This is a genomic window from Pseudomonas meliae, assembly GCF_001400515.1.
Classification (GTDB): domain Bacteria; phylum Pseudomonadota; class Gammaproteobacteria; order Pseudomonadales; family Pseudomonadaceae; genus Aquipseudomonas; species Aquipseudomonas amygdali.
Map to the genome: position 1 here is coordinate 9,980 of NZ_LJQT01000292.1, position 12,676 is coordinate 22,655.

At 58.0% G+C, this 12,676-nt stretch carries 13 protein-coding genes and 2 pseudogenes (1 of these 15 only partly in view); 7 read left to right on the plus strand and 8 right to left on the minus strand.

Annotation, left to right across the window (positions count from 1 at the left end; translation table 11 throughout):
* Nucleotides 1-115, minus strand: a pseudogene (locus ALO64_RS13550) (NAD(P)/FAD-dependent oxidoreductase) (it extends 862 nt beyond the left edge of the window).
* A 288-nt stretch (nucleotides 116-403) separates the two neighbouring features.
* Here ALO64_RS13550 and ALO64_RS13555 point away from each other — a divergent pair.
* Together ALO64_RS13555 and hemH are read left to right on the plus strand one after the other, a co-directional pair.
* Nucleotides 404-1,306, plus strand: a complete 903-nt coding sequence (locus ALO64_RS13555; RefSeq protein ID WP_002552166.1) for a TIGR01777 family oxidoreductase — start codon at nucleotides 404-406, stop codon at nucleotides 1,304-1,306.
* Nucleotides 1,307-1,328: 22 nt separating this feature from the next.
* On the plus strand, nucleotides 1,329-2,351 hold the full coding sequence (gene hemH, locus ALO64_RS13560) for a ferrochelatase (protein WP_004660393.1): 1,023 nt from the start codon (nucleotides 1,329-1,331) through the stop codon (nucleotides 2,349-2,351).
* Nucleotides 2,352-2,400: 49 nt separating this feature from the next.
* On the opposite strand, the gene ALO64_RS13565 is transcribed toward hemH, so the two are convergent.
* Entirely contained in the window at nucleotides 2,401-3,678 is a 1,278-nt protein-coding gene (locus ALO64_RS13565; protein WP_002552169.1) for a uracil-xanthine permease family protein, read from the minus strand.
* A 4-nt stretch (nucleotides 3,679-3,682) separates the two neighbouring features.
* Nucleotides 3,683-4,321, minus strand: a complete 639-nt coding sequence (gene upp / locus ALO64_RS13570) for a uracil phosphoribosyltransferase (protein WP_002552170.1) — start codon at nucleotides 4,319-4,321, stop codon at nucleotides 3,683-3,685.
* Between the two features lie 207 nt (nucleotides 4,322-4,528).
* On the opposite strand from upp, the gene ALO64_RS13575 reads away from it, so the two are divergent.
* The 3 genes and pseudogenes from ALO64_RS13575 to ALO64_RS13585 all read left to right on the plus strand — a co-directional run bounded on the left by ALO64_RS13575 (nucleotide 4,529) and on the right by ALO64_RS13585 (nucleotide 6,011).
* Complete coding sequence (locus tag ALO64_RS13575; protein WP_002552171.1) at nucleotides 4,529-5,086, plus strand: hypoxanthine-guanine phosphoribosyltransferase; 558 nt, start codon at nucleotides 4,529-4,531, stop codon at nucleotides 5,084-5,086.
* 66 nt (nucleotides 5,087-5,152) lie between these two features.
* Nucleotides 5,153-5,656: a hypothetical protein gene (locus ALO64_RS13580; RefSeq protein ID WP_044343959.1), complete on the plus strand. Its 504-nt coding sequence runs from the start codon at nucleotides 5,153-5,155 to the stop codon at nucleotides 5,654-5,656.
* Nucleotides 5,657-5,722: 66 nt separating this feature from the next.
* Nucleotides 5,723-6,011: pseudogene (locus tag ALO64_RS13585) on the plus strand (PA4642 family protein).
* A 158-nt stretch (nucleotides 6,012-6,169) separates the two neighbouring features.
* Here the strand turns inward: ALO64_RS13585 and ALO64_RS13590 are convergent.
* The gene (locus ALO64_RS13590; protein ID WP_044343960.1) at nucleotides 6,170-7,003 is read right to left on the minus strand and encodes an amino acid ABC transporter permease; all 834 of its coding nucleotides are present in this window, start codon (nucleotides 7,001-7,003) and stop codon (nucleotides 6,170-6,172) included.
* The gene (locus ALO64_RS13595; protein WP_005733242.1) at nucleotides 7,000-7,821 is read right to left on the minus strand and encodes an ABC transporter substrate-binding protein; all 822 of its coding nucleotides are present in this window, start codon (nucleotides 7,819-7,821) and stop codon (nucleotides 7,000-7,002) included. The genes ALO64_RS13590 and ALO64_RS13595 overlap by 4 nt, the downstream gene beginning before the upstream one ends.
* 111 nt (nucleotides 7,822-7,932) lie before the next feature.
* Here ALO64_RS13595 and ALO64_RS13600 point away from each other — a divergent pair, with 111 nt between their 5' ends.
* Nucleotides 7,933-8,829 carry a homocysteine S-methyltransferase family protein gene (locus tag ALO64_RS13600; RefSeq protein ID WP_044343961.1) on the plus strand — a complete coding sequence of 299 codons (897 nt, stop codon included), beginning with the start codon at nucleotides 7,933-7,935 and terminating at the stop codon, nucleotides 8,827-8,829.
* A gap of 102 nt (nucleotides 8,830-8,931) precedes the next feature.
* On the opposite strand, the gene mqo is transcribed toward ALO64_RS13600, so the two are convergent.
* On the minus strand, nucleotides 8,932-10,440 hold the full coding sequence (mqo, locus tag ALO64_RS13605; RefSeq protein WP_005733240.1) for a malate dehydrogenase (quinone): 1,509 nt from the start codon (nucleotides 10,438-10,440) through the stop codon (nucleotides 8,932-8,934).
* Between the two features lie 721 nt (nucleotides 10,441-11,161).
* The gene (locus tag ALO64_RS13610) at nucleotides 11,162-11,395 is read right to left on the minus strand and encodes a hypothetical protein (protein WP_044343962.1); all 234 of its coding nucleotides are present in this window, start codon (nucleotides 11,393-11,395) and stop codon (nucleotides 11,162-11,164) included.
* A gap of 228 nt (nucleotides 11,396-11,623) precedes the next feature.
* Between ALO64_RS13610 and ALO64_RS13615 the strand changes: the two genes are divergently transcribed.
* Entirely contained in the window at nucleotides 11,624-12,205 is a 582-nt protein-coding gene (locus tag ALO64_RS13615; RefSeq protein WP_002552178.1) for a YajG family lipoprotein, read from the plus strand.
* An 89-nt stretch (nucleotides 12,206-12,294) separates the two neighbouring features.
* On the opposite strand, the gene ALO64_RS13620 is transcribed toward ALO64_RS13615, so the two are convergent.
* Nucleotides 12,295-12,501 carry a hypothetical protein gene (locus tag ALO64_RS13620; RefSeq protein ID WP_005733238.1) on the minus strand — a complete coding sequence of 69 codons (207 nt, stop codon included), beginning with the start codon at nucleotides 12,499-12,501 and terminating at the stop codon, nucleotides 12,295-12,297.
* Nucleotides 12,502-12,676 lie beyond the last annotated feature (175 nt).

Sequence of the window (12,676 nt, forward strand, 5' to 3'; positions counted from 1 at the left end):
CGCCGCTGCCGCGGCTTTTGTCGAAAAGGTGCACCTGATGCCCGGCTGATGTAAGCGCCTGGGCTGCTGAGAGTCCGGCGATACCGGTACCGATGATTGCGATAGGGACAGTCATAGGGGCCTCGTTACCTTGTCTGTACAGACTACGCCGTAGTTAAAACCTGTACAATCTTCTTCTTTGGTATAACTTGCAGTGGTTTTGGAATTTGCCTGTTGAGTCACATTGCTGCTTTGAGGGTCGAACGGGGCAGCCATAAAGGCAAGGGCCTCATGGCTGCGCTCCATTAAGCTGTGGCCTATGGTTCAACTGACAGTTTCGTTTTCCGGACAAGCGTCACGGAGATCGTCACTGGTAAAAATAAGACTACTCAATTGTCACGTACGCCACGCGAGGTTATCTGCCATGCACATATTGCTGACCGGTGGTACTGGTTTGATAGGACGAGCGCTCTGCCGTTTCTGGTCTGCTCAGGGCCATGAACTGACGGTATGGAGCCGAAAACCCGCCGATGTCGCCGAGCTATGCGGCGCCTCGGTGCGTGGCATTGCCAGCCTTGATGAGCTGGGTGCGCAGCCGGTGGATGCAATCGTCAATCTGGCGGGCGCGCCTATTGCGGATCGCCCCTGGACCCGCAAGCGTCGCCTGCTGCTGTGGGACAGCCGCATCGGGCTGACCGAACAACTGCTGACCTGGCTGGGCACCCGCTCGCAAAAACCTGCGCTGATGATTTCCGGTTCTGCGGTCGGCTGGTACGGCGACAGCGGCGAGCGTGAAATCGATGAAACTTCACTGCCTGCCAAAGAAGATTTTGCCAGTCAGCTGTGCAACGCCTGGGAAGAAACCGCGCAACGTGCCGAGTCGCTGGGTGTGCGCGTGGTGCTGATCCGTACCGGGCTGGTGCTGTCGGACCGCGCTGGCTTCCTGCAACGCCTGTTACCGCCCTTCAAATTCGGCATGGGCGGGCCTATTGGTAATGGCAGGCAGTGGATGCCCTGGGTTCATATTGACGATCAAATTGCGGCGATTGATTTTCTGTTGAATCTGAATGAAGCAAAGGGTCCTTATAATGTTTGTGCGCCATCACCGGTGCGCAATCGTCAGTTTGCCAAGGCACTGGCAGGTATTCTGCATAGACCGGCATTCATGCCTATGCCTGCGCTGGCCCTGAAAGTATTGCTGGGCGAACTTTCGGTGCTGCTGCTCGGTGGTCAGCGTGCCCGGCCAGAGCGTTTGCAGAAAGCCGGTTTCACATTCAAGTACACCGAACTCGACACTGCCCTGCAAGATTTGCTGGGTCGCCACTGAACGCTTTGAAATAGGATGTTGCATGACCGATCACGCTTTGTTGCTGGTCAATCTGGGTTCGCCTGCTTCTACTCAAGTGGCAGATGTGCGCAGCTACCTGAACCAGTTCCTGATGGATCCTTATGTGATCGACCTGCCGTGGCCCGTTCGCAGGCTGCTGGTCTCGCTGATTCTGATCAAACGACCAGAGCAGTCTGCGCATGCCTATGCGTCCATCTGGTGGGATGAAGGTTCGCCGCTGGTGGTGCTGAGCAAGCGCCTGCAGCAGGCGATGAAAAAAGAGTGGTCGCACGGGCCGGTCGAGCTGGCGATGCGCTATGGCGAGCCGTCTATCGAAACGGTGCTGACGCGCCTGTCAGAGCAGGGCTTCAAGAAAGTCACTCTGGCGCCGCTCTATCCACAGTTCGCCGACAGCACAGTGACCACTGTGATCGAAGAGGCCAAGCGCGTGGTGCGCGCCAAATCGTTGAAGATGCAGTTCTCGGTTTTGCAGCCGTTCTACGATCAGCCTGAATACCTGAGTGCGCTGGTGGAGAGCGTGAGGCCGCATCTGGAACAACCTTACGACCACTTGTTGTTGAGTTTCCATGGTTTGCCCGAGCGGCATCTGCACAAGCTCGACCCGACCGGCAAGCACTGCCTCAAGGACGATTGCTGCATGACCGCGCCTGCCGAAGTACTTGCCACCTGCTACCGCGCCCAGTGCATACAATCGGCGGCGGCGTTCGCCAAGCGCATGGGCATTCCTGACGGCAAATGGTCTGTGTCGTTTCAGTCACGTCTGGGGCGTGCCAAGTGGATCGAACCCTACACCGAGGCGCGCCTCGACGAACTGGCTGCGCAGGGCGTGAAAAGGCTGCTGGTCATGTGCCCGGCATTCGTGGCTGACTGCATAGAGACCCTGGAAGAGATCGGCGACCGTGGTGCCGAGCAGTTCAAGGAAGCGGGGGGAGAGGAGCTGGTGCTGGTGCCGTGCCTGAACGACGACCCCAACTGGGCGAAAGAGCTGAACAGACTATGCGAGCGCGCACCGCTGATGCTGTGATGCGCCGCACGCAATAGTCGCAGAGCTATCGTTCCTCACGCTCCAGCCATTACAGCAACTGATCATCCGGCTTGTTGCGCTTCCAGCTGTCATGTCCCGGCAGGACCAGATTGAGGATGATCGCGGTGATGGCGCACAGGGCGATACCCTTCAGGCCAAAGTCGTTCGGACCGTTGCCGGTGCCGATCAGTACGCCGCCGATCCCGAATACCAGCGTCACCGAGACGATGACCAGGTTGCGTGCTTCGGCCAGGTCGATCTTGTGGCGGATCAGCGTGTTCATCCCCACCGCTGCAATCGAACCGAACAGCAGGCACAGAATCCCGCCCATTACCGGCACCGGAATACTCTGCAGCAACGCACCGAACTTGCCGATGAATGCCAGTGTTATGGCGAAGAACGACGCCCAGATCATGATCTGCGGGTTGTAGTTCTTGGTCAGCATCACTGCGCCGGTCACTTCAGCGTAAGTGGTGTTGGGCGGGCCGCCAAACAGGCCTGCCGCTGTCGTGGCGATGCCATCACCGAACAGCGTGCGATGCAGGCCCGGCTTTTTCAGGTAGTCGCGTCCGGTCACACTGCCGACTGCGATCACGCCGCCGATGTGCTCGATGGCCGGGGCCAGAGCAACCGGGACGATGAACAGAATCGCCTGCCAATTGAATTCCGGTGCGGTGAAGTGCGGCAGTGCCAGCCAGGCCGCGTCAGCAATCTTTTTAGTGTCGACTACGCCAAAGTAGAACGACAGCGCAAAGCCCACCAGCACACCTGAGATAATTGGCACCAGACGGAAAATGCCTTTGCCGAACACCGCCACGATCAGAGTCGTGAGCAACGCGGGCATCGAAATCAGCATGGCGGTCTGATAAGGAATCAGCACTACGCCGTCGCCGGTCTTGCCCATCGCCATGTTGGCCGCAATCGGGGCCATGGCCAGACCGATGGAAATAATCACCGGCCCTATCACCACCGGAGGCAGCAGCCGGTCGATGAAACCTGTGCCCTTGATCTTCACCGCCAGACCGAGAAAGGTGTAGACGAAGCCTGCCGCCATCACGCCACCCATGGTCGCGGCCAGACCGAACTGGCCCTTGGCGAGGATGATCGGGGTGATGAACGCAAAGCTCGAGGCCAGAAACACCGGGACCTGACGCCCAGTGACAATCTGGAACAGCAATGTGCCAAGGCCTGCCGTAAACAGCGCCACGTTTGGATCGAGCCCGGTGATCAGCGGCATCAATACCAGTGCGCCAAAGGCCACGAACAGCATTTGCGCGCCGGAAAGAATCGTGCGCCACAGTGGATCGTTGAACTCCTGCTGCGTCATCGGGTTACGCGTCCTTCTGTTTGGTGCCGAAAATCTTGTCACCGGCATCGCCCAGGCCCGGAATGATGTAACCGTGTTCGTTCAGACGCTCGTCGATGGAGGCGGTGTAGATCATTACATCCGGGTGTGCCTTCTCTACGGCCGCTATGCCTTCAGGTGCCGCGACCAGAACCATCGCGCGGATTTCCTTGCAGCCAGCCTTCTTCAGCAGGTCAATGGTGGCGACCATCGAGCTGCCGGTGGCCAGCATCGGGTCGATGATCATTGCCAGGCGCTCGTCGATTTCCGGGACCAGTTTTTCCAGGTAAGTGTGTGCCTGCAGGGTTTCTTCGTTGCGGGCCACGCCGACCGCGCTGACCTTGGCACCCGGAATCAGGCTGAGGACGCCGTCGAGCATGCCGATACCGGCGCGCAGGATCGGCACGACAGTGATTTTCTTGCCCGCGATTTTCTCGACTGAAACCGTACCGGCCCAGCCCTGAATGTCGTAGTTTTCCAGGGTCAGGTCGGCGGTGGCTTCGTAGGTCAGCAGTGCGCCGACTTCCTGAGCCAGCTCACGAAAATTCTTGGTGCTGATGTCGGCACGGCGCATAAGGCCGAGTTTGTGGCGGATCAGTGGGTGACGGATCTCACGAATAGGCATGGGGAAAGGCTCCAGCGGGGCAAAAATCGGTCTAGGTTAATCTATTCAGCTGTTACTGTCTTAAAGCACGTGCAGTATCGTTACGAAGCTTCGACGTTCGCGGCTTTTGCAAGACACTCGCAACGTTAGTCCAGAATCACTTGCTCTGGCTTGAACGGATGCGTACCTTTGCCCGCTTTTCTCAAACTGCCTTACCTGGAGAGCGTCATGTCCGCTGATCTCGAGCATATCCGTCAAATCATGCGCGAAGCCGACTGCCTGTACACCGAGGCCGAAGTGGATGCTGCCATTGCCCGCGTCGGCGCGCAGATCAATGCCGAACTGGCCGAACGCAACCCGGTTGTGTTCTGCGTGATGAATGGCGGCCTGATTTTCTCTGGCAAGCTGCTGACTCATCTGAATTTCCCGCTGGAAGCGTCCTACCTGCACGCAACACGCTATCGCAACGAAACCACTGGCGGCGATCTGTTCTGGAAAGCCAAACCCGAAGTCTCGTTCATCGACCGTGACGTGCTGATCATCGACGACATCCTTGATGAAGGTCACACCCTGGGCGCCATCATCGACTTCTGCAAACACGCCGGTGCCCGCGCTGTGCACACTGCCGTGCTGATCGATAAAGACCACGACCGCAAGGCCCGCCCGGACCTGAAGGCCGACTACGTAGGCCTGCCATGCATCGACCGTTACATCTTCGGTTTCGGTATGGACTACAAAGGCTACTGGCGTAATGCTGCCGGCATCTATGCCGTCAAAGGGATGTAAGGCATTCTGACGACCGCTTCTGCGAACAGGGGTGGTCGTCGATTCGCAATTATCTGGAAACCCTCAATGAAGCTACTGATTCCCGGCGCCGTGGCGTTGGTGCTGTTGTCTGGTCTGGCAGTTGCCGCACCTGCTGCGCCGGTTTCGGCCAGCCCCATGCACGATCAATACCTGCCGCCTGACGACCTGAGCCTGCGCGAAGGTGTGCCCGAGCAGCAACAGTTGATGCGTGTCACCGAGTACACCATCGTTGCCGGTAACCAGCGGCAATCCAGCCAGCAGCCGATTCCGGTTACTTCCCCTCTGTCGTTGCGCCTCAAAGGCAAGTCGCTGAACAAGGGCGCGTCCATTTCACAGGTGCTTGTGCACTTTGATGGCGGCGACAGCAAAAGCCTGAAAAAACCGACCTACGACGAGCCAACCAGCACCCTGACGCTTTATTACCCACTGGCCCAGTACCGCGTGCTGGTCGACTTGCTTCGCAACGAGAAGGTTTATTGCCAGTTCCTCAGTTACGCCAACGGGCATATCTGGGCCGATTTGCATACCACCTCTGCAAGTGCGCGTTGAGCGCTGTGCTTGCCGAGGGGTAAACTGCCCGCCCGTGAAAGTGTCTGCGACCTGCTGGAGCCTGTAATGCGTAAAGATAAGAAGCAGCTGATTGGCGATGAGATCGGCGATGAGCAGATCAAACTGTTCCTCGACTTCGAGCCATATGATGCTACCTCGCCGTCGCTGCACAAACTGATCAAGGCCTACCGTGGGCTGCGCATCAACGATTTTGAGCGCTTTCTGGTTTTTTTTCAGGGAAGCGGGCCACGACTTCGATGGCAAGGACGAGCACGGCAACGACTTCATTGCCCTGATCAAGGATCAGCGTAATGCCGATGAATACATCGAACTGATCGAAAAAGCCCGTAGTTGAAACCTGAATTTGGCTGAAACGCTTTTCAGGTGGGAGCGAACTTGTTCGCGAAGGCTTTATTTCGGACGATAAATCCTTTGTGAATGACGCGCCTCTTCGCGAGCAAGCTCGCTCCCACAGTAATATGTATTATCAGTTAATCAACCAACGTTTCAGCCCTATTTGCGCGCCTGATACGCCTTGCCGTAATGCCGTTCCAGTCTGGACTGCAACAGCTCCAGGCCGATCGACATGATCCAGTACAGCACCGCTGCGGTGGTCAGCATTTCGATGTATCGATAGCTGGAGCGGCCATACGACTGGGCCAGGAACATCACCTCCCAGACGCCCATCACTGAAATCAGTGACGAATCCTTGAGCATGGAGATGAACTGGTTGGTGGTCGGCGGAATGATCGTGCGCATGGCCTGGGGCAGGGTAACGCGCCAGAAGATCTGCGCCGGGCGCAAGGCCAGGGCCAGCGCGGCTTCACGCTGTCCGGCAGAGACGCCGATGATGCCCGCACGGAAAATCTCGCTCAGGTAAGCTCCGTAGTTGAGCGACAGCGCGATCACGCCCGCCGTGATGGCTCCTGGCACGATGCCGAGTTGTGGCAGGCCGAGATAGATCAGCAGGATCTGGATCAACAGCGGCGTGCCGCGAAAGAACGAGGCGTAAAAGCTGGCGATGCCGAACGCCACCGCGCTGCTGGAAAGCCGCGCGAGTGCCGTGACAAAGCCGAACGCCACCGAGACCACGATCGAGCACACTGATACGAACAATGTCAGCGCCGCGCCCTGCAGAAAGCCGTTGGGGGCCAGATGCAGCCCGATCAGATTCGGCAGTTTGTCGAGGATGATCGACAGCTTCAGATCGAAGCTCAGGAAGAAACCGGCGAACAGCACAAACATGACCAGCCAGGTCAGGTAAAGCCGTGTGCGGAAGCCGAAAACTCGCTTGAGCAGGCTATGCTCGGCCTGCTCGGGTGGGCGCTGGGGCTGAAAGGAAGTCATTTGCTGATGTCAGCACCGATCCACTTTTGCGACAGCTTGCTCAGGGTGCCGTCGCTCTTGAGTTCGGCGAAGACTTGGCGAACCTTGGCGTCCCATTCCGGGTCGTCCTTTTCGATGGCCACGGAGTTGGGTTCTTCGTACAGCGTTTCGCCCGCCAGCTTGAAGCGCTTGTCCTGGTCCAGACGCGGTTTTGCCGTCACCAGATTGGTCAGTATGGCGTCCAGCCGCTTGCCAGCGCCCAGCCCCAGGTCTTGAAACGCCACATTGTCGTTGTCGTACGGAGCAATCTGCACGTCGTCGAACGGGTACTGCAATGGCTTGTCTTCCGCGCCATCAATGACCAGATTCTTGTTCAGGTAGCTTTCGTAGCTCGAGGCGCTGGTCAGGCCGACTTTCTTGCCGCTCAGGTCCTTGGCCGAATGAATGCGATCATCCGAGGCATTGACCACAATCACCGCAGGCGATGCGTAATACTCGACCGGGAAGTTGAAGACTTCAGCGCGTGCCTTGCTCGGGGTCATCGAGCAGACGCAGATGTCGTAACGGCCACTCCAGTGACCTGCTGCGATAACATCCCAGGAGGGCGTTTCGAGGCGCAACTTGACGCCCAGCTTTTGCGCCACGGCCTTGGCGACATCCACGTCGAAACCGTCCAGTTCGTTCTTGTCATTCAGGAAAGAGAAGGGCGGGTAACTTTCCATGAGGACGTTGACCAGCTCTTTGTTTTTCTGCACGCGATCCAGCGTGGCACCGGCCAGGGCTTGAGTGGAGGCAGCCAGAGTAACCAGGCCAATGCCCAGCAGAGCGCGATAATTCACAGATATCCCCTGAAAAAAGTGTTTGTAGTTTGATTAAAGGGCCGTATTAAATACGTTATACAAGACTGACTCATAATGAGTTTTTTTCATATACATATAAGTAGATCACATATGACGCAAGGCACAACTGTAATTCTTGATGGCGGCATGGGCCGTGAACTGCAGCGTCGCGGTGCCCCGTTTCGCCAGCCTGAATGGTCGGCTCTGGCATTGAGCGAGGCACCTGAGGCCGTCAGTGCGGTACATGCCGCTTACATCGAAAGTGGCGCTCAGGTCATCACCAGTAACAGCTATGCCGTCGTGCCGTTTCATATTGGTGAAGAGCGCTTTGCCCGCGAGGGTCAGGCACTGGCAGCGCTGGCCGGTCGACTGGCGCGTGAATCGGCCGACGCTTCCGGCGGGCGTGCACAGGTGGCAGGTTCCATTCCGCCATTGTTCGGCTCCTATCGCCCTGACCTGTACAAGCCGGAGCTGGCCGCCGGTGTCCTGAGGCCGCTGGTGGCCGGCTTGTCGCCGTATGTCGATCTGTGGCTGGCCGAGACGCAAAGCTGCATTCTTGAAGCGCAAACCATCCGCGCCGGGCTGCCCAATGACGGCAAACCGTTCTGGTTGTCGTTTACCCTTCAGGATGAAGACACCGATGAGGTGCCGCGTTTGCGTTCAGGCGAGCCCGTTGCCGACGCGGCAAAGGCTGCCGCCGGGATGGGCGTGGCGACGCTGCTGTTCAACTGCAGCCAGCCAGAGGTGATCGGCGGTGCAATCGATGCGGCGCGTGAGGTGTTCAAAGCCCTGAACGTCGACATTGCCATTGGTGCCTACGCCAACGCTTTCCCGCCGCAACCCAAGGACGCCAAGGCCAACGACGGTCTGGATGAGCTGCGCGAAGACCTTGACCCGCAGGGTTATCAACAGTGGGCGGCAGACTGGGTAACGCGCGGTGCCACGCACATCGGCGGCGGCTGCGGAATTGGTCCGGAGCACATCGCCGTATTGTCCAAAAGCCTCTGACTGACATTCGCAACAAAAAGCCCCGTGACTCGGCAGAGCCACGGGGCTTTTTGTTTATACAGCGTGTCAGATGCGCAGGGCTTTCATGACACCGCAATCAGCTCAGGCGAAACTCTGTTCCTGACTGCTTTTCTCGACCAGTTCCAGCGCCTCGTCATTCTGGGCGCTGACGCGGTTATACAACTGCGCGTCGGTTTCGAGGATCTTTTCCCGAGCCGGGAAAATCTCGTCGAGTTTGGCAGCCCACTCGGTGCGGGTTTTCTCCGGGAAGCAGCGTTCCAGCAGTTCCAGCATGATCGACACGGTGACAGAAGCCCCCGGCGAAGCACCCAGCAGGGCGGCCAGTGAGCCGTCCTTTGCGGACACCAGCTCGGTACCGAATTGCAGCACGCCGCCTTTTTTTGCATCTTTCTTGATGATCTGCACCCGCTGGCCGGCAATTTCGAGACGCCAGTCTTCGGCTTTCGCTTCCGGATAGAAGCGGCGCAGCGATTCCAGGCGTTGCTCCATCGATTGCATCACTTCGCTGACCAGGTACTTGGTCAGGTCCATGTTGTCACGGGCCACTGCCAGCATCGGTTTGATGTTGGCGACGCGTACCGATAACGGCAGGTCGAGAAACGAACCGTGCTTGAGGAACTTGGTGGTGAAGCCGGCATACGGTCCGAACAGCAGGGACTTCTTACCGTCGACTACGCGGGTGTCCAGGTGCGGCACCGACATGGGCGGCGAACCCACGGCTGCCTGGCTATAGACCTTGGCCTGATGGTGTTTGACCACTTCCGGGTTGTCGCAACGCAGCCACTGGCCGCTCACCGGGAAGCCACCAAAACCCTTGCTCTCTTCGATGCCCGACAGTTGCAGCAGCGGCAATGCTGCGCCACCTGCACCGAGGAATACGAATTTGGCATCTATCTCACGTGTGCCGCCACCATTCACGTCCTTGACGCTCACGGTCCAGCCTGCGCCATTGCGGGTCAGGTTGGTGACCCGGCTGCGGTACTTGATCTGCGTGCCCGGAGCGCTGGACAGATGGCTGAGCAGTTGATTGGTCAGTGCGCCAAAATTGACGTCGGTGCCGTTCATCATGCGTGTTGCGGCAATTCTTTCATCAGCAGGCCGCCCAGGCATCATCAGCGGCATCCACTCGGCCAGCTTTGCCTTGTCTTCGGTGTATTCCATCGACGAGAAGGCGTGATGCTTGCTCATGGCTTCAAAACGGGTCTTGAGGAACGAGATGCCGTTTTCGCCTTGCACAAAGCTCAGGTGCGGGACCGGATTGATGAAGGAACGGGCTGAACCGAAGGTGCCTTTGCGCGCCAGGTACGCCCAGAACTGTTTCGAGACTTCGAACTGGGTGTTGATGTGCACCGCTTTCTTGATGTCGATGGAGCCATCAGCCGCAGGCGGCGTGTAGTTCAGCTCGCAAAGACCAGCGTGGCCGGTACCGGCGTTGTTCCACGGGTTGGAACTCTCCGCAGCACCGGAGTCCATCAGCTCAACGACTTCCAGCTTGAGGCTGGGGTCGAGCTCCTTGAGCAACACCGCCAGAGTGGCACTCATGATGCCCGCTCCGACCAGTACTACGTCGACTGCTTCGTTATGCGCCATTAACGCGTCTCCAAAATCTGCAGCACCAAATTGACGGCATACGATCCTGAGGCTGGTTGCCAGGTGTTCGGGGTCTGGATCAAAAGGGTGCCCTCGCTTTCCTGGCCAGGATCGCCTGACCGATTCTTCGCAATTTTCCGCATCTAAAGCGCAGGTCCCGGTCAGGCCCGGTCATGGTTCATCAATGTTTCATGAACGCATTTCCAGGCCCGCAAGGCCATTCGACCATCGTCAGGGAGCCCATCGCCCGATGGGCTCCTGTCGATGGCGTCAGGCTCCGGTCATGGAGGCGCAGTCGCGGTCAGTCCTGTTCAAGAGAGCCGGTTCAGAGGCTGATGGTGCATTTACAAACGCGTACCTATTCATTTGCTCGCCACACTCTTGTGAAGTAGTGAAACCCGTTTTTCACGTCCTTTTGGGAACGTGAACCAAACCTCAAAATGGCTGCGATGACAGCGCTGGCAGGTCAGGGGCACCAAGAGTGAGGCGCTGGCGGGCGAGAAAGGTTCGATACGATTCGAGCATTCTTCACCTTTCATCGAGCACACTCGTGCGCACATGACCTGTGTGGGCGGCTCTCTGTGGGCAGTACGAAGGCGCTAATACGGTGATTAGCAATGCTGCGAGGCCCGATCAGGAGACGTCCTTATAATCGGGGGGAGATTATAGCGATGAAATGGCAGGAATTGATCGCTTTAAATGACTTTTATTCTCTATCGGGTCAGGCGGTGAGCAACTGGCCGCGCGTTGAACGTGCGCTGTGCTGTGCCACCCGGGCGCTGGCGGGCAGTGGCTGGTTCAGCCAGGCAAGTCGTTGCTCGGTCACTTCCACCCATTCGACGCCAGACGGGCGTTGCGCACAATGCTTGAACGCGCAGCAGATGCCCGTCTGATAAATGCGTGCGTAATGGCGATGCTGTTGGCGTGTGGTGAACAAAGACCGGAACAGATTCATGGCGCAGCTCCTGTGACGTGGATGAGCGTCTGTGCGATTAGGACGAGTCTGCCGACTGGATGTGACGCCCTGATTACATTGCGCTGCACGAATCATTGCCTGAGCTGCTGCCTGAACCCCGAGACGTGCCGAATGTCCGAGGCTTAACGGTCAGCGCCCTCTGGTTAGCGGCTGTTGCTGGCCGCTATACTGCGGCACATTCAGTGTCTGGCCCATGGAGAAATGAGCATGCTGCGTCGCATTTTGTTCGGTTTGCTTGCTGTAAGCAGTTTGACCCTGGTGGGCTGTGCCCACAGTCCGCAACAACTCAGCCCCACTCCCAAGCTCAACGCACAGCTTGCGGCCGTAGGACGTGGTCAGCCTGTAGTGGTGCGCGTAGTCGACGGCCGTCCCGGCCCGACGCTGGGCACGCGTGGCGGCATGTACCCGGAAACCAGCGCCATTAGCGTCAACGGTGCGGATATCGTTCCCAAGCTCCAGGCTCAGGCCGAGGCGGCAGTACGCCTGTTGGGCTTTACGCCGACTCAGGGTGGCAACGCTCCGCAGTTGACCGTGACCCTGGCAGACTTGAAGTACCAGTCGCCCAAAGAAGGTCTGTACGTGACTGAAGCCACCATCAGCTCGACATTCCGCGCTGACGTACGTAATAACGGTCGCAGCTACAGTGGTCGTTACGCAGCATCGCTGGATCAGCGTTTCGGCATGGCTCCGAACCAGGAAACCAACACCAAGCTGGTGAGTGACGTGTTGAGCGATGCACTGACCCGCGTCTTCCAGGACCCGACCATCGGTTCGACCCTGGCGCAGTAAGCTTCAGCGCTAGACAAAAAGCCCGGCCCTTGTTGAAGGGGCCGGGCTTTTTGCTTTATTCGGTATAGGCCGTGAGGCCGTGGTCAGGCTCAAGCTGCCTGCTGATAAAAATCCAGAAAACTGAAACCGGTGTTCTGATCCATATCCGGCAGGTCATGATGAACGTGCCCGCCCAGTGCACAATAGACCAGCCAGTGGCGGTCCTGAACGTTGAAGGCCAGACCGTCGATCAAATCCTGCTGTTCATCGCTCTGGGCGATGAGGTAAAGGCGATCCTGATTTTTTGCGTGCAGCATGACAAGCTCCAAAAAGAGGGAAGTCCGTTTCTCGAGGAGCCACACAATGAAGGTGTCACGTTACGCTTGGGTGACAGCGGCAGCGAATTGTCATGCAGGATGTTTCGGGGGCTGCATGAATATGCGGAGCACGGACATGATACGTGCTCTCCCGTACACCTATCGTTCCTCACGC